Here is a 22,358-nt window from a genome sequence, read left to right as displayed (position 1 = left end):
GAAACCACCGGACGGACGGTCGTCGCGACGGAAGCCGCCACCACGGTTGTCGTCACGACGGTCACCACCGGAACGGAAACCACCCGACGGACGGTCGTCACGGCGGAAGCCACCACGGTCGCCACCACGGTCATCACGGTTGAAACCACCGGACGGACGGTCGTCGCGACGGAAGCCGCCACCACGGTTGTCGTCACGACGGTCACCACCGGAACGGAAACCACCCGACGGACGGTCATCGCGGCGGAAGCCACCACGGTCGCCACCACGGTCGTCGCGACGGTTGTCGCGGCGCTCGTAGTTGCCCCGGTCGTCACGGCGCTCGAAGGTGCGCTCCTGGGCGACGGGCTCGGCCACGGCGGCGACGGCTGCCGCGACCTCGGCCTCGGCGGCCTCGACGACCTCGGCGACGGCGGCCTCCGGGTCCTCACCGCGCTCGCGGGCGGAACGGGCGACGAGGCGGTCGGCCTCCTCGCGCAGCTCCGCGGCGCGGCGGGTCAGGCGCTCCAGCTGCTTGGTGAGGTCGGCGACCTCGCGCTCGGCCTGCTTGGCGGCGTTGTTCGCGGAGTCGGCCTGGACCTGGGTGAGCGAACGCGCACCGGTGATCTCGGCGACCTCGGGGTCGAACGCGCCGACGCCCTGGACGATGTGGCGCGAGGCGTCGACGCCCGCGTCCTCCATCAGGCGGAAGATCTGGCGGCGCTGGTGCGGCAGGGCCAGGGAGACCACGACGCCCGACTTGCCGGCGCGGGCGGTGCGGCCCGAGCGGTGCAGGTAGTCCTTGTGGTCGCCGGCCGGGTCCACGTTGAGGACCAGGTCGATGCCGTCGACGTGGATGCCGCGGGCGGCGACGTCGGTGGCGACGAGCGCGTTGACGTAGCCGTCCTTGAAGTCCGCGAGGACGCGGGTACGGGCGCCCTGCGTCATGCCGCCGTGCAGCGCGTCGGCCTTCACGCCGGCCTCGATGAGCTGCTCGGCGATGCGGTCGGCGCCCAGCTGGGTGCGGACGAAGATGATGGTGCGGCCCTTGCGGGCGGCGATGGCGGCCGTGACCGGCGCCTTGTCCTTCGGCTTCACGACGAGGACGTGGTGGGTCATGGTCGAGACGTTGCCCTGGGCGCTGTCGACCTCGTGCGTGACGGGGTTGGACAGGTAGCGCTTGACCAGGGTGCCGATCTCGTTCTCCATGGTGGCGGAGAAGAGCATGCGCTGGCCGCCGCCGGGGATCTGGTCGAGCAGCTCGGTGACCTCGGGCAGGAAGCCCAGGTCGGCCATCTGGTCGGCCTCGTCGAGGACGGCCACCTCGACGTTCTCCAGGGAGCAGGCGCCGCGGTTGATGATGTCGCGCAGGCGGCCCGGGGTGGCGACGAGGACGTCGACACCGCGCTCCAGGGCGTAGATCTGGTTGCCCATGGAGGTACCGCCGCAGACGACCTTCATCTTCAGGCCGAGGACGTCGCCGTAGGGCTGGAGGGCGTCCGCGACCTGCATCGCGAGCTCACGCGTCGGCGTGAGGATGATCGCGCGGGGCTTCTTCTTGTCGGTGTGGCCACCGGCCAGGCGGGCCAGGGTGGGGAGACCGAAGGAGAGGGTCTTGCCGGAGCCGGTACGACCGCGGCCGAGGATGTCCTTGCCGGCCAGGGCGTCCGGAATGGTCGCGGCCTGGATCGGGAACGGGGTGGTGACACCGTTCTGGGCGAGCTTGCGCACGACGCCCTCGGGCAGACCGAGGTCCGCGAAGGTGATGGTGGGCTCGGCGTCGCCGGCCTCGTCGTCGGAGTCGGCGGTGCCGCCGGTCACGTCGGCCTCGAGGGCCTCGATGATCTCGTCCGCCTCGATGGCCTCCATGGCCTCGGTGACCGCGAGGGTCTCGGCGTCGACGATCTCGTTGGTGTCGTTCTCGGGCATGACGGAACGGTCAGAACTGGAAATGGACATGCGAAATGCGAAACCTTCCGGAGTCTCGGCACGCGCCCAAACTCCGTGAATCGCAAATCGACCGCCTCAATGCGGTCAGCCACGGCTAGGGAGAGTACGCGCCACACGGCGCTCTTCGGATTCGGCGCCGGGCAATGGGATCAAACGATCTATAACCATACGCACCCTCCTGGGGGTCTGGCAAGTCGCTCCGTGCGAATGGCCTCTGACCTGCGACGGAGCCCAGGGTGCGCATTCCGGGCAGCCCGGACCGACCGGGCGGGATCCCCCGCGCGCTAGGCCGTTCCGGTGGTCGGTTCGGACGTCGGCGGGGTCGGCGGACCGGTCTCCGGCGGCGTGGGGTGCGTCACAGGAGGGGTCGGTTCCACCACGGGCGGGGTGGTCGTCGACCCTCCGCTCCCGCCGGACCCGGAACCGGAACCAGAGCCTCCGGATCCGGAACCCGAGCCGGACCCCGACCCCGAACCGGAGCCCGATCCGCCGGAGCCCGAACCGCCCGATCCGGAGCCGGAACCCGAACCGCCGCCGGACGGCGCCGGCCCGCCCTGCCCGCCCGCCCCGCCCCCCGGTCCGGCCGACGGCGAGGGCAGCCCCGGCTTCGCGGGGACACCCGGGCCGGGGGAGGCGCCGGTCGCGCCGGAGGCCTTCCCGGGCTCACCGGACTTGCCGTCCTGGTTCCCCGTACCGTCCTTCACGCCATGGCCGTTGCCGTGGATCCCGGAGCCGTGGCCGACCTGGCCGGCACTCGTCCCGGCGGTGTCCTTGCCGCCCACGGAGGCCGCGGGACCCGGCTTGGCGGCCTCCTCGCCGACGCTCATGCAGCCTGCCGTCGCCGCCACGGCGAGCGCGGAGAGGGCCAGTCTCAGGGAAGCGGACATGGGGCGCGGCAAAGGGCGCACGGGGGCACCTCCGGGACACTGGGCGGGGTCCGCGTTGGGCGGGTCAATGAGCCCAACTCCCTTTACCCCGTAAGAGACACGCCCCTTACGCGAACAGCTGCCGGGCCACCTGCGACCCGAGGTGCACGGCACCGAGCCCGACCAGCACCGATCCCAGGACGTTCGCGACGGCCAGGAACTTCCAGCCGCGCTCCGCCAGCCGCAGCGTCTCGTAGGAGAAGGTCGAGTACGTGCTCAGCGCCCCGCACAGGCCCGTCCCGAGCAGCAGCACCGCCCCCGAGGATCCGGCCCCGGCCAGCACCACCCCCGTCAGCACCCCGAGCAGCAGGCAGGCGGCGGCGTTGACCACGAAGGTCCCCCACGGGAAGACGGAGTCGTGCCGGGACTGGACCGCCCGGTCGGTCAGGTAGCGCAGCGGCGCCCCCACCACCGCGCCGGCCACCACCAGCAGCCAGTTCACCCGCGCCCCCGTCCGTCCGGCCGGCCCGCCACGGGCCGCACCGCGAGCCGGACCGCGAGCCGGGTCGCCGAGGCCGCCGCCCAGACGGCGCCCAGCGCGGCGGCCACCGTGAGCCCGGCGTACGCCAGCGCGGCCTCCGCCCGCCCCGCGTCCAGCAGCCCGGAGAACTCGACGGCGTACGTCGAGAAGGTGGTGAACCCGCCGAGCACCCCGACGCCGACGAACGGCCGCACCAGCGGATGCGGCGCGCTCCGCCCGCCCTCGCTGATCAGCACCATCAGCACGCCGATCAGCGCGCAGCCCGAGACGTTGATCCAGAAAGTGGCCCAGGGGAACCCCCCGGGCCCGGCAGGCCACAGCAGGCCCACCTCGAAGCGCGCCGATGCCCCCAGGGCCCCGCCCGCCGCGATCGCCGCCAGCACCCGGCCCTGCGGTTCGGCCCGCTGGGCGGGTACGTGGAGGTCGACGTCGGGGTCGATCGCCTCGCCCCCCGGCACGGGGTGGGTCATCCGTAGCCCAGCGCGTGCAGTCGTTCGTCGTCGATCCCGAAGTGATGGGCGATCTCGTGCACCACCGTCACCTCCGTCTCGGCGACCACGCTCTCCCGGTCCTCGCACATGCGCAACGTGGGGTTCCGGTAGATGGTGATGCGGTCCGGCAGCACGCCGGCGTACCACTCGCCGCGCTCCGTGAGCGGGGTCCCCTCGTAGAGGCCGAGCAGCTCGGGATCGTCCGTCGGCGGCTCGTCCTCGACGAACACCGCCACGTTGTCCATCAGCCGCGTGAGCTCCGGTGGGATGCGGTCCAGGGCCTCTGCGACGAGCTCCTCGAACTCCTCGCGCGTCATCTCCAGCACCCGGCCATTGTCGCCCCGGGTGAAACCGTTTTGGCGATAGCTCCCCCGATCCCATATGCTTCTCACGTCCCCGACGCGCTGGAAAGTGCCCGGCGGGCCTTTAGCCCTCATCGTCTAGTGGCCCAGGACGCCGCCCTTTCAAGGCGGTAGCACGGGTTCGAATCCCGTTGGGGGTACGCAGTACATGTGCGAGACTTGTTCTCGCACAATGCAAGGACCTGTGGAGCAGTTGGTTAGCTCGCCACCCTGTCAAGGTGGAGGTCGCGGGTTCAAGTCCCGTCAGGTTCGCTGAGGCTGGAAACAGTCTCGTGGCTGGGTAGCTCAGTTGGTACGAGCGATCGCCTGAAAAGCGATAGGTCGCCGGTTCGACCCCGGCCCCAGCCACAAAAGGAAGGCCCCGTCCATCGGACGGGGCCTTTCGCGTTCACCCCTCCCGCTGCGTCCGGCGCCAGCGCACCAGCCCGACCGTCACGGCACCCGCGGCGACCAGGCCCAGCAGCGCCCAGTCCGGCACCGCGTCCGCGACGGAACGCACCCGCTCCTCCACCGCGTACGAATCGTCCACGTCCAGCAGCCCGGGCAGGGCGCTCGCCCCGTCGAAGGCCAGGAACAGGGCGCCCAGGACGATGAAGAACAGGCCGGACAGCAGCGAGGTCGAGTGCAGCCGGAGCCGGCCCAGCCGCAGGGGCCGGCCGCGCAGCCAGCGCCGCCGGCCCAGGTCGAAGCGGTCCCAGAGCAGGGCCAGCAGGAACAGGGGCACGGCCATGCCCAGCGCGTACACCGCCAGCAGCAGGCCGCCGTAGACCGGACTGCCGCTGACCGCCGCCACCGTCAGGACGCTGCCCAGGATCGGACCGGCGCAGAAGCCGGCCAGCCCGTAGACGGCGCCCAGCGCGTACACGGACAGCGCGGTGACCGGCCGGATCCGCCCGGACAGCTCGGAGATCCGGCGGGAGGAGAAGCCCAGTCCGAGGATCTGCGCGAGACCGAGCGCGATGATCAGCCACCCGGCGAAGAGGACGAGCCCCTCGCGGTGGCCGTGGAAGAACCGGCCAGCGTACGAGCCCGCCGCGCCCAGCGGTACGAGGGTGCTCGCGAGGCCCGCGTAGAAGATCCCGGTGCGGGCCAGGAGCCGGGAGGTGGAGTCGATCGAGTAGGCGAAGAAGGCGGGCAGCAGCAGGGCGCTGCACGGGCTCAGCAGGGCGAGGAGGCCGCCCAGCAGGGCGGCCAGGTATCCGATGCCGTTCACTTGCGCGCCGCCTCGGCGGCCCGGCTGATGGCGGCCTCGAAGGCGGCGAGGGGCTGGGCGCCCGCGAGCGGCTGCCCGCCGACCAGGAAGGACGGGGTGGAGCTCACGCCGATGCGGTAGCCCTCCTCCTGGTCCCTGCGCAGCGCCTCGGCGGCCTGCGGGCCGGCCATGTCCTGCCGGAACCGTTCCAGGTCGGGGACCCCGGCCTCGCGGGCCAGCTCGACGAGCCGTTCCGCGCCGAAGCCCTTCTCCTTGGCGCCGTCGGCGTACGCGGCGGCGTGGAAGGCCGCGAAGCGGTCCTGCTGTCCGGCCGCCCAGGCGGCCTTGGCGGCGGCCTCGGAGTCGGCGCCGAAGATCGGGAAGTTGCGCCACTCGATGCGCAGGGTGCCGTCCCCGACGTACTTCTTCACCAGGGCGGGCTCGGTGTCCCGGGCGAACTTGCCGCAGTAGCCGCACTTGAAGTCGGAGTACTCGATGAGGACGACGGGCGCGTCGGGGCGGCCCAGCGCCAGCTTGTCGCCGGCCTCGCGGCGGGCCAGGGCCTTGAGCTCGGCCAGGGGGTCCTCGGCGCCGGGGGTGGAGCCGGCGGCGGAGGCGGTGTCGCGGGACTCGTCCCGGGGGGCCGAGGCCTGCCAGGAGACGAGTCCGAGGGTGATCGCGGCGGCGGCGACCCCGGCGCAGATCAGCAGGGGCGTGCGGGAGGCTCGTTTGCGGGAGGCGGGCCGGGGCTTGCGGGCGGAAGAGGACATACGGGTGCTCCAGGGCGGCGGAAGGGGTGAAGGGGACCGGTGGTGACCGCTCCCCTTACACCCGCAGCACCGACAGCTCCACGGGGCCGGGCGCCGGGCGGTCGGGCCCGCGTACGAGGACCCGCAGGGGCGCCGTGCCGCGCGGGCGGGCCTCCCCGGGCACGACCCCGGCGGCCGGGAGCTGCGCGTGATCGCACCCGGTCCGCGGCGGTACGGCGGGGACGCCGTCGTGGCCGGGGGCGTCGGGCGCGCAGCGGGGCCCCCGCTCCTGCGGGCCCACCGCCACGGCCGGGGCCTCGGGGCCGGCCGGGGCGAAGGGCCGGACGGCGGCACGGGACTCGACGCCCCGCGGCACCACGGCACGCGACGGCACGGCGGTACGCGCCACGGCATCCGGCGGCGCCACGGCACGCGCCACGGCACGCGGCACGACATCCGGCGGGACCACCGCGACCAGCAGCGTCGCGAGCACGGCGGCCAGGAGGCACCACACACGACGGCGGCGGGACACGGTGGGCTGCCTCTCACTTGCGCAAACGGGGGGACTCGTCCCGAAATGGTACGGGGAGGGGCACAAATGCGTTCGCCACCCGCCCGGCCCAGGTGAGATCCTCGACCAGGTATGTCTACTTCCTTCGCCGCCCTGCAGACGCTTCTCGGTGAGATCTCCCTCCGTGACGCGCACCGCCTCGGCCGCCGCCTCGAAGGCGCCCGCCGCATCCGCAAGCCCGAGGCCAAGCAGGCCGTGCTCGACGAGATCGCCGCGGAGGCCACCAAGGCCGCCGAGCGACTGGCCGGCCGTGCCTCGCGGATGCCGGAGGTCACGTATCCCGAGAACCTGCCCGTCAGCCAGAAGAAGGACGAGATCGCCGAGGCGATACGCGACCACCAGGTCGTGATCGTCGCGGGCGAGACCGGCTCCGGCAAGACCACGCAGATCCCCAAGATCTGCATGGAGCTGGGGCGCGGTGTCCGGGGCATGATCGGGCACACCCAGCCCCGCCGGATCGCCGCCCGCACGGTTGCGGAGCGGATCGCCGAGGAGCTGAGGTCCGAGATCGGGCAGACCGTCGGCTGGAAGGTCCGGTTCACCGACCAGGTGGACCAGGACGCGACCTTCGTGAAGCTGATGACGGACGGCATCCTGCTCGCCGAGATCCAGACGGACCGCGAGCTGCGCGCCTACGACACGATCATCATCGACGAGGCGCACGAGCGGTCCCTGAACATCGACTTCCTGCTCGGTTACCTGGCGACGCTGCTGCCCAAGCGCCCCGACCTGAAGGTCGTCATCACCTCGGCGACCATCGACCCCGAGCGGTTCTCCCGGCACTTCGGGGACGCGCCGATCGTCGAGGTCAGCGGGCGGACGTACCCGGTGGAGGTCCGCTACCGGCCGCTGCTGGAGGAGGACTCCGAGGACGCCGACCGCGACCAGATCACCGCGATCTGCGAGGCCGTCGACGAACTCCAGGGGGAGGGGCCGGGCGACATCCTGGTGTTCCTCTCCGGTGAGCGCGAGATCCGGGACACGGCGGACGCGCTGGAGAAGCGCAAGCTCCGTTCCACCGAGGTGCTCCCCCTCTACGCCCGCCTCTCGCACGCCGAGCAGCACCGGGTGTTCCAGCAGCACACGGGCCGGCGGATCGTCCTGGCGACGAACGTCGCGGAGACGTCCCTGACGGTCCCCGGCATCAAGTACGTGATCGACCCGGGCACGGCCCGCATCTCGCGCTACAGCCACCGCACCAAGGTGCAGCGGCTGCCCATCGAGCGGATCTCGCAGGCCAGCGCCAACCAGCGCAAGGGCCGCTGCGGCCGTACCAGCGACGGCATCTGCATCCGGCTCTACTCCGAGGCCGACTTCACCGCCCGTCCGGAGTTCACGGACGCCGAGATCCTGCGCACCAACCTGGCGTCCGTCATCCTCCAGATGACCGCGGCGGGCCTGGGCGAGATCGAGAAGTTCCCCTTCATCGACCCGCCGGACCACCGCAACATCCGGGACGGCGTGCAGCTGCTCCAGGAGCTGGGCGCGCTGGACCCGGCCGAGAAGGACCACCGCAAGCGGCTCACCCCGATGGGCCGCCAGCTGTCCCAGTTGCCCGTGGACCCGCGGCTGGCGCGCATGGTGGTGGAGGCGGACAAGAACAACTGCGTCCGCGAGGTCATGGTGATCGCGGCGGCGCTGTCGATCCAGGACCCGCGCGAGCGGCCCTCGGACAAGCAGACGCAGGCGGACCAGAACCACGCCCGCTTCAAGGACGAGACGAGCGACTTCCTCTCGTTCCTGAACATGTGGCGCTACGTCCGCGAGCAGCAGAAGGAACGCGGCTCGTCGTCCTTCCGCCGGATGTGCAAGCAGGAGTACCTGAATTTCCTGCGCATCCGCGAATGGCAGGACATCTACTCGCAGTTGCGTACGGTCGCCAAGACGATGGGGATCCACGTCAACGAGGCGGACGGCGCCGAGACGAACATCCACATCTCGCTGCTGGCCGGCCTGCTGTCGCACATCGGCCTGAAGGACACCGACAAGAACGAGTACCTGGGCGCCCGCTCGGCGAAGTTCGCGGTCTTCCCGGGCTCCTCCCTCTTCAAGAAGCAGCCGAAGTTCCTGATGTCGGCGGAGCTGGTCGAGACCTCGCGGCTGTGGGCGCGGGTGAACGCGAAGGTGGAGCCCGAGTGGGTGGAGCCGCTCGCGCAGCACCTGATCAAGCGCACGTACAGCGAGCCGCACTGGGAGAAGGACCAGGCGGCGGTGATGGCGTACGAGAAGGTGACCCTGTACGGGGTGCCGATCGTCGCCCAGCGGAAGATCAACTACGGCCGCATCGACCCCGAGGTCTCGCGGGAGCTGTTCATCCGCAACGCGCTGGTCGAGGGCGACTGGCGCACGCACCACAAGTTCTACGCCGACAACCGCAAGCTCCTCACCGAGGTGGAGGAGCTGGAGAACCGGGCGCGGCGCCGGGACATCGTGGTCGACGACGAGACCCTCTTCGACTTCTACGACCAGCGCATCCCGGAGCACGTGGTCTCGGGGGCGCACTTCGACTCCTGGTGGAAGCACAAGAAGCGCGAGGAGCCCGAACTCCTCGACTTCGAGCGCGAGATGCTGCTCACGGAGAAGGCGGCCGGGGTCACCAAGGCCGACTACCCGGACAGCTGGCAGCAGGGCCGGCTGAAGTTCCGGGTGACCTACCAGTTCGAGCCGGGCGCGGACGCGGACGGCGTGACCGTCCACATCCCGCTCCAGGTGCTGAACCAGGTCACGGACGAGGGCTTCGACTGGCAGATCCCGGGGCTGCGCGAGGAGGTCGTCACCGAGCTGATCCGTTCGCTGCCGAAGCCGATCCGCCGGCACTACGTACCGGCGCCGAACTTCGCGACCCGCTTCCTGGACACGGCCGTCCCCCTGCAGGAGCCGCTGCACGTGACGCTGGCGCGGGAGCTGCACCGGATGGTCGGGGTGCCGGTCTCGGCCGACGACTTCGACCTGACCCGGATCCCGGACCACCTGAAGATCACTTTCCGGATCGTCGACGAGCGGCGCAAGAAGCTCGCCGAGGACAAGGACCTGGAGGCCCTGCGGCTCTCCCTGAAGCCCAAGGCCCGCCAGGCCCTGTCCAAGGCCGCGGCGGCCACCGCCGAGCGGGCGGGCGGGGAATCGCTGGAGCGCTCCGGGCTGACCGACTGGACGATCGGCACCCTGACCCGGGTGTTCGAGACCCGTCGGGCGGGCCAGCCGGTGAAGGCGTACCCGGCGCTGGTGGACGAAGGGACCAGCGTCTGCGTACGGCTCTTCGACACCGAGGCCGAGCAGCAGCAGGCCATGTGGCTGGGCACCCGGAGGCTGATCCTCCTCAACATCCCGGTGAACCCAGCGAAGTTCGCCTCGGACAAGCTCACCAACCAGCAGAAGCTGGCCCTGTCCCGCAACCCGCACGGCTCCATCCAGGCCCTGTTCGACGACTGCGCCACGGCGGCGGCCGACAGGCTGATCGCCGACCACGGCGGCCCGGCCTGGGACGAGGCGGGCTTCCGGAAGCTCTACGACGCGGTGCGGGCCGACCTGGTGGACACGACCGTACGGGCCGTCGCCCAGGTGCAGCAGGTGCTCGCCGCCTGGCAGGCGTGCGAGCGGCGGCTGAAGGCGACCAACAGCCTGGCCCTGATGGCGAACGTCGCGGACGTGAAGGCGCAGCTGGCGGCCCTGGTGCCGGCCGGCTTCGTGACCCTCGCGGGCCTGCGCCGGCTGCCGGACCTGATGCGGTACCTCGTGGCGGCCGACCGGCGGCTCCAGCAGATGCCGACGGGCGCCCAGCGCGACACCACGCGCATGGAGAAGGTCCACGAGATGCGGGACGAGTACCTGTGGCTGCTGGAGCAGTTGCCGAAGGGCCGCCCGGTGCCGGAGGCGGTCACCGAGATCCGCTGGATGATCGAGGAACTGCGGGTCAGCTACTTCGCCCACGCGCTCGGGACGGCCTACCCGATCTCCGACAAACGCATCGTGAAGGCGGTCGACGCCCTCGCCCCGTGATCGGGTTCGACCGCACCCCCTGACCTGCTGTACAGTGTCATTCGCAGCCGGGCAATCGGCCGCGAACGAGGACCTGTGGAGCAGTTGGTTAGCTCGCCACCCTGTCAAGGTGGAGGTCGCGGGTTCAAGTCCCGTCAGGTTCGCAGAAACGTCAGGGCCCGTATTCCGCAAGGGATACGGGCCCTGACGCGTTCCCGGGTACCGCCCCCGGGAGGGGCGGGGGCACCCCCGGCACCCCCCGTGCCCGCATGATCACCCAGCCGATCGCGCGGCGACCCCGAACGGCCCTGAGGGGCCTTCAGCGGTCGCCGGGAGCCCCTCACCGCCCTTGCGCCCCCCTCCCGGCCCCACGGGGCCTCCAGGGGCCTTCCAGCGGCTCGGGCTACACCTGTCACCCGGGAGGGCAAATCCCCCCGTCCGCGGGAGTCGCTCTGCACCGGAGATCCCCTTACGGGGCGCATTGCCGGATGTACAAGAGTTATCAGCTGTGACAGGAGTCACCACACGAGTTTTCGGGACCCGCACGTTTATCGGACCCCTACGCTCGCTCGATTTAATATGTGCAATGGCACCCATCCCCGCCGGCACCCCTGAGGCCGCGGGACGGCACCCCCTCCGGGCATAAAAAAAGATCGCGCTGGACCCGGCGGAGTCCAGCGCGATCGACGGTGTGGCCTGTTGGGGCAAGCTCCACCGTATGAAGCCATGTGGGTTTCATCGGATTGGGGGACCCGATACGAACCCGTTTAAAGCAGTGGTGCTGCGGGACCTCAGGCCTCGCTGCGCTGCTGCGGAATTCCCGCGAGCAGTGCGCGAACCTCGGCCTCGCGGTAACGGCGGTGTCCACCCAGGGTGCGGATGGACGTGAGCTTGCCAGCCTTGGCCCAGCGGGTGACCGTCTTCGGGTCCACGCGGAACATCGTGGCAACCTCAGCCGGGGTCAGCAGCGGCTCGGCATCAGGGGTGCGAGCGGTCATGAGCGGCCTCCTCGGGAGAACCGAACCATCTCGGTTCTTTCCTCTAAATTCTGCACCTTGGCCCGCGTTGCCCGAAATGGACATACGCAGGCCGAGTCGGTTATAGGACGAACGGCTTGTCCTCGGCACTACAACTACACCATCCGTCCAGCCCCAAGGGCCAAACCGATGGAATTGCCCTCCGAGGTGTTCATCAGCGGCGGAAGCCGATGGACCGCCCCATAACGGACAGTCACCCCACTGTGACGATCAGTCACAGAGCGATCAGGAGTCGTCAGACCCCCCATAGAGTGCAATACCGAGCATTCCGCCCTTAGTTGGGCGGAAGGAACCCTCCCCGGACTCCTTGTCCTATTTTGGCACGAGGGTAGGGGAAGGGCGCAAGGGTGTAGATAGTGCGTTCCGTCACGCTTGGGCCAATGGCCCGTATCAGGACGTAGGTCCTGGAACTAAGACCCTAATGTGGTGATCAAGCCTCTGATCAGCCACTTGTGCCCGATCAGCCGATGACAACCGATACGGGCGATACACCCCGCGCCCGAAAGGGGGTGCGGCCACCGTCACACGATGCCTCATCCGTCAGTTCGCGAACAGTCTCTCCCGCACCTTTCGCCAGCGCAGTGCCAGTTCGACGTACACCTGCGACGCCCCGTCGAGGTCCCCCGCCCGCAACGCCGCGATCCCCTCCGCCAGATCGCGGGCCGACCGGTCCTCGGCCAGCCCGTCAGCGGGCAACGCGTGCAGCAGCCCGCCGTAGTCCAGTTCGACCATCGACCGGGGATGGAACTCCTCCAGCCAGCTGCCGACCTCCACCAGCCCCTCGGCCAGCGGCCCGTACCCCTCCGCCTGCCGCAGCGTCCGCAGCGCCCTGGCCAGGCGCCGCCGGGCCTGCACCATCGGCGTCCGGTAGCGCAGCCGTTCGCCCGGCAGGTACTCCCGCTCCTCGTCCGCCACCAGCACGAACCAGCGCAGCGGCACCTGCCACACCCCCGTGCGGATCCACGGGCGCGCGTCCGGGTTCCGCTCGCGCCACGCCTCGTACTCCTCGGCGGCCCGGCGGCGGGTCTCCGCCGGAAGGGCCGCGTCGAGGACCGGCGGGGGGAAGGAATCCGCCAGCTCCCGCAGCGCCAGCCAGCCGCGCAGCCGGGTCCGCCAGGGGCAGACCAGCAGCGACCCGTCCAGCTCCGTGGTGAAGGCGTCCGCGCTCTCGTGCGCCGGGACCCCCACCACGGGCACGCGCACCAGATCGGAGAGGGACCGTCGCAGTTCGTCCTGGGCCGTCGGGGCCGTCCCGCGCCGGGCGTAGTCCGCCCAGTGGGTCCGCTCCGGCTCCGGGAAGGCCGCCAAGGGCTCGTAGACCCGCAGGTAGGAGGCGTACGGGACGACCGGCGCGGGGCGGGGGGAATCGTTCACGCTCTCGTACTCCCCCCATTTGGGGCCCGGTTCACCTCCGGGGCGCCCGATGCCCCGCCGGCCCGCTGCGCGCCGCGGTCCGGACCCTTCCCGGGGACCGGGGACCGGGGCCGGTCACACGGGAGTGTTCCGATCCCCGGACAGGGGCCGCTCCCGCGCGCCGCAGGTCTTACTCTGCTCCCAGTGCGCCCTCCCCCACCCGCAGGGCGGGCGTCCTTTCCGCCGCATCTCTTCCATGGGAGTCACCACCGTGACCGAAATGACCGACGGCGTCCTGCACACCCTGTTCCGCAGCGAACAGGGCGGCCACGAGCAAGTCGTGCTGTGCCAGGACCGAGCCTCAGGCCTCAAGGCCGTCATCGCCATCCACTCCACCGCCCTGGGCCCCGCCCTCGGCGGCACGCGGTTCCACGCGTACGCCTCCGACGAGGAGGCCGTCCGGGACGCGCTCAACCTCTCGCGCGGCATGTCGTACAAGAACGCCCTCGCCGGTCTCGACCTCGGCGGCGGCAAGGCCGTGATCATCGGCGACCCGTCGGTGCTCAAGAGCGAGGAACTGCTGCTGGCCTACGGCCGGTTCGTGGAGTCCCTCGGCGGTCGCTACGTCACCGCCTGCGACGTCGGCACGTACGTCGCCGACATGGACGTCGTCGCCCGCGAGACCCGCTGGGCCACCGGCCGCTCCCCCGAGAACGGCGGCGCCGGCGACTCCTCGGTGCTCACCGCCTTCGGCGTCTTCCAGGGCATGCGCGCCAGCGCCCAGCACCTGTGGGGCGACCCGACGCTGCGCGGCCGCAAGGTCGGCGTCGCCGGCGTCGGCAAGGTCGGCCGCCACCTGGTGGAGCACCTGCTCTCGGACGGCGCGGAGGTCGTGATCACGGACGTCCGCGAGGAGTCCGTGCGCGAGATCCTCGACAAGCACCCCGGCGGCAAGGTCACGGCGGTCGCCGACACCGAGGCGCTGATCCGCACGGAGGGCCTGGACATCTACGCCCCCTGCGCGCTCGGCGGTGCGCTGAACGACGACTCCGTCCCGGTGCTGACCGCGACCGTCGTCTGCGGTGCGGCCAACAACCAGCTCGCCCACCCGGGCGTCGAGAAGGACCTCGCCGACCGCGGGATCCTCTACGCGCCGGACTACGTGGTGAACGCGGGCGGTGTCATCCAGGTCGCCGACGAGCTGCACGGCTTCGACTTCGACCGGTGCAAGGCCAAGGCGGCGAAGATCTTCGACACCACTCTGGCCATATTCGCACGTGCGAAGGCGGACGGGATTCCTCCGGCCGCCGCGGCCGACCGGATCGCCGAGCAGCGCATGGCCGACGCCCTCGCCGCGCGCAACGCGGCCCGCACGGCCTAGGTCCGGCGGGACCCGCCGGGGTGCGGCGAGACGGAACTCACTGCACTTCGGCGGGTCGTGGGCCAGGAAAGCGTTAAAATCGCAGCTGACCAGCGAGTACGGGGTGTCCCGCTGGTTCTGCGCCGAGGCGTGTCATGCGGGCGGCGTACCGTATGGCCGCGGAAGCAGGTACCGTTAAACCCCTACGGACGGTCTCTCCACGGAGAGCCCGCTCCGAACCATGAACGCGTGTCAGACTCTGGGGCCGTCGAGCCCCGTCACCGAGGGGGTCGAGCCATGGGGCGCGGCCGGGCCAAGGCCAAGCAGACAAAGGTCGCCCGCCAGCTGAAGTACAACAGCGGCGGGACTGACCTCTCGCGTCTGGCCAATGAGCTGGGCGCATCGCCGACAGAGCCGCTGCCTATCAGCGCGCCGGTCGAAGTCGATGACGATCTGGACGACGACGACCCGTACGCCAAGTACGCGGATCTGTACAACAGCGATGACGACGAGGACGAGGACGAAGAGTCCGGTCCGTCGGCGCACCGTCGCGGGGCTTGACGCGCAGGACTCCTGCACCGGGTTTTCCGCCCGCGGCTCCAACACCCGTAAACACTGAAACCCGGTCCAGGGCTTGTGCCCCGGACCGGGTTTCAGTGCTGCTCAGACCGCGTACGAGCCGGTGAGGGTCGCGCCCTCGGCGTGGTCGCCCCGGTCGAGGATCTCGCCGGCGACCCACGCGTCGACGCCCCGGTCCGCGAGGGTGGCCAGGGCCACGTCCACCGACTCCTGCGGGACCACGGCCATCATGCCGACGCCCATGTTGAGGGTCTTCTCCAGCTCCAGCCGCTCGACCGATCCGGCCTTGCCGACCAGGTCGAAGACCGCACCCGGGGTCCAGGTGGAGCGGTCGACGGTGGCGTGCAGGTGGTCCGGGATGACCCGGGCCAGGTTCGCCGCGAGGCCGCCGCCGGTGATGTGCGAGTAGGCGTGGACCTCGGCCGTGCGGGTGAGCGCCAGGCAGTCCAGCGAGTAGATCTTGGTCGGCTCCAGCAGCTCCTCGCCGAGGGTCCGGCCGAGCTCCTCGACGTGCTGGTCCAGGGACATCCCGGCCCGGTCGAAGAGGACGTGGCGGACGAGCGAGTACCCGTTCGAGTGAAGGCCGGACGAAGCCATCGCGATGACGGCGTCACCCGTACGGATGCGATCGGCGCCCAGCAGGCGGTCGTACTCGACGACGCCGGTGCCGGCGCCCGCGACGTCGAAGTCGTCCGGGCCGAGCAGGCCCGGGTGCTCGGCGGTCTCGCCGCCGACCAGGGCGCAGCCGGCGAGGACGCAGCCCTCGGCGATGCCCTTCACGATCGCCGCGACACGCTCGGGGTGCACCTTGCCGACGCAGATGTAGTCCGTCATGAAGAGCGGCTCGGCGCCGCAGACGACGATGTCGTCCATGACCATCGCGACCAGGTCGTGGCCGATCGTGTCGTACACGCCCATCTGGCGGGCGATGTCGACCTTGGTGCCCACCCCGTCGGTGGCCGAGGCCAGCAGCGGGCGCTCGTAGCGCTTGAGGGCGGAGGCGTCGAAGAGGCCGGCGAAGCCGCCGAGGCCGCCGAGGACCTCGGGGCGCTGCGTCTTCTTCACCCACTCCTTCATCAGCTCGACGGCGCGGTCGCCCGCTTCGATGTCCACGCCTGCGGCTGCGTAGCTGGCACCGGTGGTCTTCTCTGTCATGACAGGAGAGAGCTTTCGTGTCGTTACTGCGGGTGGTGCTGGGCCCTGGGAGAAGCCTCAAAGACAGGGCCCAGCGCAGGTTGAGCCGGCCGGGCGGAGCGCCGGCCTACGGGCGGCGGAGCGCGTCGGCGGCGTCGGTACCGCCCGCGAGCTCGGATTCCAGGAGCTGCTTGCCCAGGAGCTGCGGGTCGGGCAGCTCCATCGGGTACTCGCCGTCGAAGCAGGCACGGCAGAGGTTGGGCTTCTGGATGGTGGTCGCCTCGACCATCGCGTCGAGCGAGATGTACGAGAGCGAGTCCGCGCCCAGCGAGGTGGCGATCTCGTCGACCGTCATGCCGTTGGCGATCAGCTCGGCCCGGGTGGCGAAGTCGATGCCGAAGAAGCACGGCCACTTCACCGGCGGGGAGGAGATCCGGATGTGGACCTCGGCCGCACCGGCCTCGCGGAGCATCTTCACGAGCGCGCGCTGGGTGTTGCCGCGGACGATCGAGTCGTCGACGACCACCAGGCGCTTGCCCCGGATGACTTCCTTGAGGGGGTTGAGCTTGAGGCGGATGCCGAGCTGGCGGATCGTCTGCGAGGGCTGGATGAAGGTCCGGCCGACGTAGGCGTTCTTGACCAGGCCGGATCCGTACGGGATCCCGCTGGCTTCGGCGTATCCGACGGCGGCGGGCGTGCCGGATTCCGGCGTCGCTATCACCAGGTCGGCGTCGACCGGGGCTTCCTTGGCGAGGCGCCGGCCCATCTCGACGCGCGAGAGGTAGACGTTGCGGCCGGCGATGTCGGTGTCCGGGCGCGCCAGGTAGACGTACTCGAAGACACAGCCCTTGGGCTTCGCTTCCGCGAAGCGCGAGGTGCGCAGGCCGTTCTCGTCGATCGCGATGAGCTCACCCGGTTCGACCTCGCGGACGAAGCTGGCGCCGCAGATGTCGAGGGCGGCGGTCTCACTCGCGACCACCCAGCCGCGCTCCAGGCGGCCGAGGACCAGCGGGCGGATGCCCTGCGGGTCACGGGCGGTGTAGAGGGTCCCCTCGTCCATGAAGACGAGCGAGAAGGCGCCCTTGACCTGAGGAAGGACCTTGGCGGCCGACTCCTCGATGGTCAGGGGCTTGCCGTCGTCGTCGGTCTGGCCGGCGAGGAGGGCGGTGACGAGGTCGGTGTCGTTGGTGGCCGCCACCTGGGTGGCGCGGCCGTCCTGACGGGGGAGGTCGGCGACCATTTCGGCAAGCTCGGCGGTGTTCACCAGGTTGCCGTTGTGACCCAGGGCAATGGAGCCGTGGGCGGTCGCGCGGAAGGTCGGCTGGGCGTTCTCCCAGACGGAGGCTCCGGTGGTCGAATAGCGGGCGTGACCGACCGCGATATGACCTTGGAGCGAACCGAGGGAGGTTTCGTCGAAGACCTGGGAAACGAGGCCCATGTCCTTGAAGACGAGGATCTGGGAACCGTTGCTCACAGCGATGCCCGCGGACTCTTGTCCGCGGTGCTGCAGTGCATACAGTCCGAAGTAGGTGAGCTTGGCGACCTCTTCACCCGGAGCCCAGACACCGAAGACGCCGCAAGCGTCCTGGGGGCCCTTCTCGCCGGGGAGCAGGTCGTGGTTGAGTCGTCCATCACCACGAGGCACGGTTCCGAGTGTAGGCGAGATCGACCACTGGTCCGAATTGGGGACGTCCGGGAAAAGTCACAGTGCGGACAGTCCGGTTACCCGTGCGGAGGGTGATCGATCAGGGCGTCTCGACATCCGGAATGCCCTGGTTGACAGGGACCTGTGCGTTCGTACAGGCTTCCGGCTCATGCAGCCCCTCGGTGACCGAGCCGTCACCCTCGTCGAGCGCCGGCACGTGGACCTGGTCCGTGTCGCGAGCGCCATCTGTCGTCGCTGCGCGTAGTCCCTCCGCGCGCTGACGCGCGCCGCCCTTCCCCGTCCGGCGTTTCCCGTCGCCACGCCCGTCGTTGCGCCGTTCCGCGCCGACCCCCCGCTCTCCCCTTCCCCCGCCCGTCCGGGTCGCCCCGTCGTGCCGCGCGCCGTCCCGCGCCGCCTCGGAGGGGCCTACGGGCCATGCCCAGGAGCCCTTGTGTCTTCGTACGAATCCCACCTGTCCCGGCGTGCCTTCGGCGGTGCCGTCGGCGTGGGCGCCGCAGCCGCCGCGGTGGGGCTGGGCGACAGCCCCGCCGCCGCTGCCGAGGACCCCTCCGCGGGGGCCGGGGAGCGGGAGTTCCGGGCGGCCCGGGAGCGGCGGTCCCGGCGCCCGAACATCCTGTTCATCCTGGGCGACGACCTGGGCTGGGCCGACCTGTCCTCGTACGGCTCCCCGCACATCAAGACCCCGAACCTGGACCGTCTGGCCCGTCAGGGGGTGCGGTTCACCGACGCCTACTCGGGCTCCGCGACCTGCTCGCCGACCCGCTTCAGCCTGTACACGGGCCGGTATCCGGCGCGTACCGAGGGCGGGCTGGCCGAGCCGATCGCCGACAGGTCGGTGGGACTGGAGCCGTCCCATCCGACGCTGGCCTCGCTGCTGAAGGAGGCGGGGTACTCCACCGCGCTGATCGGCAAGTGGCACGCGGGCTACCTGCCGCACTTCAGCCCGACCAGGTCGGGCTGGGAGGAGTTCTTCGGGAACTTCGGCGGGGCCCTGGAGTACTACTCCAAGCTCGGTCTGGGCGGCGAGTACGACCTCTACGAGGGGGACGCCGAGTACAAGGACCTGCGCTACTACACGAAGATCATCACGGAGCGGGCGAGCGAGTACGTCTCCCGCGACCACCACGGCAAGCCGTGGCTGCTGAACCTGAACTTCACCACCCCCCACTGGCCGTGGATCGCCGAGGGGGACACGGCGGAGAGCGCCGAGATCGTCCGCCGGATCAAGGCGGGTGACGGTCGGGCGCTGTGGCACCAGGACGGCGGCTCGGTCGAGAAGTACAAGCAGATGGTCGAGGACCTGGACCGGTCGGTCGGCGAGGTGCTGAAGGCGCTGAAGCGCTCCGGGCAGGAGGACGACACGATCGTGGTGTTCTCCAGCGACAACGGCGGCGAGCGCTTCTCGTACAACTGGCCGCTGTCGGGCAACAAGGCCTCCCTCCAGGAGGGCGGGATCCGGGTGCCCAACATCCTGCGCTGGCCCGCCCGGGTGGACGGGGGCCAGGTCAGCCGGGTGCCGGTGTTCAGCCCCGACTGGACGGCCACGCTGCTGGAGCTGGCCGGGACCCGGCCGCACCGGGCGTACCCGCTGGACGGGGTGAGCCTGGCCGGATACCTGCTGCGGGGGGAGCGGATCGCCGAGCGGAACCTGTTCTGGCGGGTGCGCGGGGAGCGGGCGCTGCGCCGCGGGAACTGGAAGTACTACCGGGGCAAGTCAGGCCGCGACCAACTGTTCGACCTGGCCGGGGACGTCCGCGAGCAGGCCGACAAGGCGGCCGTGGAGCCGGCCCGGCTGGCGGAGCTGCGGGCGGCCTGGGAGAAGACGGACGCGGGGCTGCTGCCGTACCCGGCGTGACCCGGGGCGTGGCCGCGTCCGACCGGCCGACCGCGGCGGCGACGGCCGGCGGGGGGGGCACGGCCCCACGTCCGACGCCCTCCGGCGTCATTCGGCGGCGGAGCCGGCCCCGGCGGTGAGGTTCTTGCCGTCGGGGGCGGTCAGGGTGAGGGCCTGTCCGTGGATGGTCCAGGTCAGGGGCCCGGCGGCGAACAGCGCGGTCAGGGCCCGTTCCTGCTCTCCCGCCGGGCCCTCGCAGGCCATCCGCGTGGTGGTCGGCGGGCCGATGGTGAGGGTGGGGCCGGTGACGGTGACCGGGGCGCTGAAGCGGTTGCAGCCGAGGGTGCCGCTCACCCGGCCGTCGGGGGCGAGGGTGAAGCTCGCCGCCCGGTCGGCCGGGGCGGCGGTGCCGTCGACGGCGTCGACCGTCCAGGTGGTCGCGGTGAGCGGGGCGTCCACGGCGGGCGGCCGCGCGGTGGCGCCGTCCGGGGTGAGGACGGTGTCGGGGGTGGTGCCCTGGCAGCCGGCGAGGGCGAGCGCGGCGAGCAGGGCCAGGCCGGGGGCGAGGTGCCTGAGGGTACGCATGCCCCTGGGACGGTGCGCGGGCCCGGCCGGTTCCCCGCTTCGCCCGTTCAGACCATCAGGGGCAGCAGCGCGGCCAGGTCGGCGCGCTCGCCGCTGGCGCTGACCCTGGCGGCGTCGAGTTCCTGCGCCCAGGCGGTCCGGCCCGTGGCGAGCCGGACCCAGGTCAGCGGGTCGGTCTCCACCACGTTGGGCGGGGTGCCGCGGGTGTGCCGGGGGCCCTCGACGCACTGGACGACCGCGAAGGGCGGGATCCGCACCTCCACCGAGCCGCCGGGCGCCTTCACCGCGAGGGCGTCGGCGAGCAGCCGGGTGCAGGCGGCGAGGGCCTGCCGCTCGACGGGGACGTCCAGTCCGGGCAGGGCCCGGTTGAGGTCGTCGGTGTGGACGACCAGCTCCACGGTGCGGGTGACGAGGAAGTCGGCGAGGGTCATGTCCCCGATCCACAGGTCGAGGACCCGGCTGCCGGTGTTGCGTTCCAGGGCCTCGGCCATCCGCGCGGCCGCCCGGTCGTAGAGCTCGGGCAGCGGGGCGCCGGTGAGGGTCTCGCGGGCGACCTCGCTGATCTTCCCGGCGAGGGAGGCGGTGGCGAAGGGCCACTCGACGGCGCTCAGCTCGGGGACGGCGGCGGGCGGCCGGGCGAGGCCGCCGGCCAGCGAGTCCGCGATCCAGGCGATGTGGGCGGCGAGCTCGGCGACGCTCCACTCCCCGAGCCCGCTGGGCCGCGCGAGCTGCTCCGGGGTCAGACCCCGTACGGCTTCGGCGACGTGCCCGAACTGTGCGGTGACGGCCGTACGGATCTTCGCCTGGTCGTAGGCGCGCGGCTTCTTCTTCGCGGGCGGCATGGGGCGACCCTACTGGGGGAGGGTGACTCCGGTGCAGCCGTGGCGGGCGGTCGCGTCGGCCACGTAGGCCTTGAACAGCTCGGTGCCGCGCTCGCCGAGCACCCTCGCGTCGTAGGTGCGGTCCGCGGTCAGGGTGAACACGGCGGGGCGGCCCTGGCAGGTGGCCGTGGCGTACGTGAGCGCTCCGGTCCGGCCGGCCTTGCCGGTGACCACCGGCTCGGGCAGCCGGCCGTCGCCGATGCCGACGGAGGCGCCGTCGTCCGCGTAGAAGGAACGGGTCTCCAGCCACCACGGGTCGCGGGTCTGGACGTTGTGGAGCTCCACGTAGCGCCAGTCGCCGCTCGGCTTGCGGGCGTAGATCCGCTCGGCTTCGGCGGGGCTGACGGCCAGCAGGCAGGTCTCCTGGTGTGCCTGGCCGCCGGTGGGGGTGCCGAGGGCGCGGTCGGGGAGGTTGCCGCGGTCGGTGGTGCGCAGCAGGGCGGAGTACCAGCCGCAGGCGTCGTCCTCGTGGCGGTCCTCGGCCCGCCCGAGGTCCGTGCCCTGCGTGCGGAGGGTGGTGTCGGGCAGCTCCGGCAGGTGCGTCGCGCAGCCCAGTTTCGCGGCGAGCCGCAGGGCCGCGGTGCGGGCGATCCGGCCGAGGGCCCGGCGGTCGGTGTCCGTGGCCCGGGGGTCCCCGATCCAGGCCGTCGCCCGGACGGCGGTCGCTCCCGTCTCGGGGAGGGGGGCGGCGCAGGGGGCGGTGACGGTGACGTCGCGTCCGCCGTAGTCGCCGAGCGCGGCGTCGTCGCGCAGGGGCAGGCGCATCGCCACGTCGGTCCGCGCCGTGACGTCGCCGTCCGGGGTCTCGGAGGGCGCGGGGAACGGGGAGCGGCCCGTGGTGGCGAGGACGTTGTCCGGCGGGCCGGCGGGCAGGACGCGGACCTTGAGCGCGAAGTGCCGGTCCCCGTACTTCCTGCCGTCGACGACCTCCTGGAAGTCGCAGGTGTCCGGCAGCGAAGCGAAGTCGATCGTGTTCTCGGCCTGGTCGGCGAGCCGCAGCCGGTCGACGCCGCCGCGCAGCCGGAGCACCGGGTCGCCGTCGACGAGTCCGGCGCACGAGGAGGCGATCAGTTCGCGGCTCGCCGCGCGGTGCTGGTGGGCTTCGAAGGCGTCGTACAGGGCCCAGCCGCCGAAGGCCAGACCGGCCGCGCCGGCGAGGGTGAGGAGTGCGTTGACCGCGTTGCGCCCGCGGCCCCGGTCGGGCAGCGGTCCGCCGCCCGAGGGCCCCATCGGTTCGAACATCCCCCACCCCC

Annotated in this window: 20 protein-coding genes and 4 tRNA genes; 9 read left to right on the top strand and 15 right to left on the bottom strand. The window is 71.5% G+C overall.

The window, feature by feature from the left end; all coding sequences use genetic code 11:
* The 5 genes from ACZ5D2_RS35150 to ACZ5D2_RS35130 all read right to left on the bottom strand — a co-directional run.
* Positions 1 to 1,938, bottom strand: a 1,938-nt coding sequence (locus ACZ5D2_RS35150) for a DEAD/DEAH box helicase (protein ID WP_468935144.1), incomplete at its 3' end; no start/stop codon positions are given.
* A 275-nt stretch (positions 1,939 to 2,213) separates the two neighbouring features.
* A complete protein-coding gene (locus ACZ5D2_RS35145; protein ID WP_468935141.1) occupies positions 2,214 to 2,816 on the bottom strand; it encodes a hypothetical protein in 603 nt (200 codons plus the stop codon).
* A gap of 106 nt (positions 2,817 to 2,922) precedes the next feature.
* Complete coding sequence (locus ACZ5D2_RS35140; protein ID WP_468935137.1) at positions 2,923 to 3,297, bottom strand: fluoride efflux transporter FluC; 375 nt, start codon at positions 3,295 to 3,297, stop codon at positions 2,923 to 2,925.
* Positions 3,294 to 3,806, bottom strand: a complete 513-nt coding sequence (locus ACZ5D2_RS35135; RefSeq protein WP_468935134.1) for a FluC/FEX family fluoride channel — start codon at positions 3,804 to 3,806, stop codon at positions 3,294 to 3,296. The genes ACZ5D2_RS35140 and ACZ5D2_RS35135 overlap by 4 nt, the downstream gene beginning before the upstream one ends.
* Positions 3,803 to 4,153 carry a metallopeptidase family protein gene (locus tag ACZ5D2_RS35130; protein ID WP_345500333.1) on the bottom strand — a complete coding sequence of 117 codons (351 nt, stop codon included), beginning with the start codon at positions 4,151 to 4,153 and terminating at the stop codon, positions 3,803 to 3,805. Before ACZ5D2_RS35130 ends, ACZ5D2_RS35135 begins: the two co-directional genes overlap by 4 nt.
* A 103-nt stretch (positions 4,154 to 4,256) precedes the next feature.
* On the opposite strand from ACZ5D2_RS35130, the gene ACZ5D2_RS35125 reads away from it, so the two are divergent.
* The 3 genes from ACZ5D2_RS35125 (at position 4,257) to ACZ5D2_RS35115 (ending at position 4,537) form a co-directional block, all read left to right on the top strand.
* Positions 4,257 to 4,329, top strand: a tRNA-Glu gene (locus ACZ5D2_RS35125).
* A 38-nt stretch (positions 4,330 to 4,367) separates the two neighbouring features.
* A tRNA-Asp gene (locus ACZ5D2_RS35120) sits at positions 4,368 to 4,441 on the top strand.
* A 22-nt stretch (positions 4,442 to 4,463) separates the two neighbouring features.
* Positions 4,464 to 4,537, top strand: a tRNA-Phe gene (locus ACZ5D2_RS35115).
* Between the two features lie 40 nt (positions 4,538 to 4,577).
* Here ACZ5D2_RS35115 and ACZ5D2_RS35110 read toward each other — a convergent pair.
* The 3 genes from ACZ5D2_RS35110 to ACZ5D2_RS35100 are packed head-to-tail and all read right to left on the bottom strand — an operon-like array spanning position 4,578 to position 6,662.
* On the bottom strand, positions 4,578 to 5,402 hold the full coding sequence (locus tag ACZ5D2_RS35110) for a cytochrome c biogenesis CcdA family protein (protein ID WP_371677489.1): 825 nt from the start codon (positions 5,400 to 5,402) through the stop codon (positions 4,578 to 4,580).
* The gene (locus ACZ5D2_RS35105; protein WP_371677490.1) at positions 5,399 to 6,151 is read right to left on the bottom strand and encodes a DsbA family protein; all 753 of its coding nucleotides are present in this window, start codon (positions 6,149 to 6,151) and stop codon (positions 5,399 to 5,401) included. The genes ACZ5D2_RS35110 and ACZ5D2_RS35105 overlap by 4 nt, the downstream gene beginning before the upstream one ends.
* A 55-nt stretch (positions 6,152 to 6,206) precedes the next feature.
* Entirely contained in the window at positions 6,207 to 6,662 is a 456-nt protein-coding gene (locus tag ACZ5D2_RS35100) for a hypothetical protein (protein ID WP_468935128.1), read from the bottom strand.
* Between the two features lie 111 nt (positions 6,663 to 6,773).
* On the opposite strand from ACZ5D2_RS35100, the gene hrpA reads away from it, so the two are divergent.
* Together hrpA and ACZ5D2_RS35090 are read left to right on the top strand one after the other, a co-directional pair.
* Positions 6,774 to 10,697 (top strand): ATP-dependent RNA helicase HrpA, encoded by a 3,924-nt coding sequence (gene hrpA / locus ACZ5D2_RS35095; RefSeq protein ID WP_371677492.1) that lies wholly within the window; start codon positions 6,774 to 6,776, stop codon positions 10,695 to 10,697.
* 69 nt (positions 10,698 to 10,766) lie between these two features.
* A tRNA-Asp gene (locus ACZ5D2_RS35090) sits at positions 10,767 to 10,840 on the top strand.
* Positions 10,841 to 11,467: 627 nt separating this feature from the next.
* On the opposite strand, the gene bldC is transcribed toward ACZ5D2_RS35090, so the two are convergent.
* Positions 11,468 to 11,674, bottom strand: a complete 207-nt coding sequence (gene bldC / locus ACZ5D2_RS35085; protein ID WP_003949541.1) for a developmental transcriptional regulator BldC — start codon at positions 11,672 to 11,674, stop codon at positions 11,468 to 11,470.
* Between the two features lie 579 nt (positions 11,675 to 12,253).
* Entirely contained in the window at positions 12,254 to 13,087 is an 834-nt protein-coding gene (locus ACZ5D2_RS35080) for a DUF8083 family protein (protein ID WP_371677493.1), read from the bottom strand.
* A gap of 250 nt (positions 13,088 to 13,337) precedes the next feature.
* Between ACZ5D2_RS35080 and ACZ5D2_RS35075 the strand changes: the two genes are divergently transcribed.
* Entirely contained in the window at positions 13,338 to 14,447 is a 1,110-nt protein-coding gene (locus ACZ5D2_RS35075; protein ID WP_371677494.1) for a Leu/Phe/Val dehydrogenase, read from the top strand.
* Positions 14,448 to 14,723: 276 nt separating this feature from the next.
* Complete coding sequence (locus ACZ5D2_RS35070; protein ID WP_266575285.1) at positions 14,724 to 14,987, top strand: DUF3073 domain-containing protein; 264 nt, start codon at positions 14,724 to 14,726, stop codon at positions 14,985 to 14,987.
* 102 nt (positions 14,988 to 15,089) lie between these two features.
* Here ACZ5D2_RS35070 and purM read toward each other — a convergent pair whose 3' ends face one another.
* Positions 15,090 to 16,160 carry a phosphoribosylformylglycinamidine cyclo-ligase gene (gene purM / locus ACZ5D2_RS35065; protein WP_371677495.1) on the bottom strand — a complete coding sequence of 357 codons (1,071 nt, stop codon included), beginning with the start codon at positions 16,158 to 16,160 and terminating at the stop codon, positions 15,090 to 15,092.
* 106 nt (positions 16,161 to 16,266) lie between these two features.
* Complete coding sequence (gene purF, locus ACZ5D2_RS35060) at positions 16,267 to 17,784, bottom strand: amidophosphoribosyltransferase (protein ID WP_030225597.1); 1,518 nt, start codon at positions 17,782 to 17,784, stop codon at positions 16,267 to 16,269.
* Between the two features lie 169 nt (positions 17,785 to 17,953).
* On the opposite strand from purF, the gene ACZ5D2_RS35055 reads away from it, so the two are divergent.
* Positions 17,954 to 18,049 (top strand): putative leader peptide, encoded by a 96-nt coding sequence (locus tag ACZ5D2_RS35055; RefSeq protein WP_323188240.1) that lies wholly within the window; start codon positions 17,954 to 17,956, stop codon positions 18,047 to 18,049.
* Between the two features lie 186 nt (positions 18,050 to 18,235).
* A complete protein-coding gene (locus ACZ5D2_RS35050; RefSeq protein WP_371677496.1) occupies positions 18,236 to 19,660 on the top strand; it encodes a sulfatase family protein in 1,425 nt (474 codons plus the stop codon).
* 87 nt (positions 19,661 to 19,747) lie between these two features.
* Here ACZ5D2_RS35050 and ACZ5D2_RS35045 read toward each other — a convergent pair whose 3' ends face one another.
* From ACZ5D2_RS35045 to ACZ5D2_RS35035, 3 genes are read right to left on the bottom strand one after another with little or no spacing between them, the layout of a single operon-like run.
* On the bottom strand, positions 19,748 to 20,224 hold the full coding sequence (locus ACZ5D2_RS35045) for an META domain-containing protein (RefSeq protein WP_468935119.1): 477 nt from the start codon (positions 20,222 to 20,224) through the stop codon (positions 19,748 to 19,750).
* A gap of 47 nt (positions 20,225 to 20,271) precedes the next feature.
* On the bottom strand, positions 20,272 to 21,066 hold the full coding sequence (locus ACZ5D2_RS35040) for a maleylpyruvate isomerase family mycothiol-dependent enzyme (protein ID WP_371677498.1): 795 nt from the start codon (positions 21,064 to 21,066) through the stop codon (positions 20,272 to 20,274).
* 9 nt (positions 21,067 to 21,075) lie between these two features.
* Positions 21,076 to 22,347: a hypothetical protein gene (locus tag ACZ5D2_RS35035; RefSeq protein WP_468935116.1), complete on the bottom strand. Its 1,272-nt coding sequence runs from the start codon at positions 22,345 to 22,347 to the stop codon at positions 21,076 to 21,078.
* Positions 22,348 to 22,358 lie beyond the last annotated feature (11 nt).

The organism is Streptomyces sp. NPDC031479, from assembly GCF_055581065.1.
The sequence above is the reverse complement of the archived record's forward strand: the minus strand, read 5'-3'. Positions and strand labels throughout refer to the sequence as shown.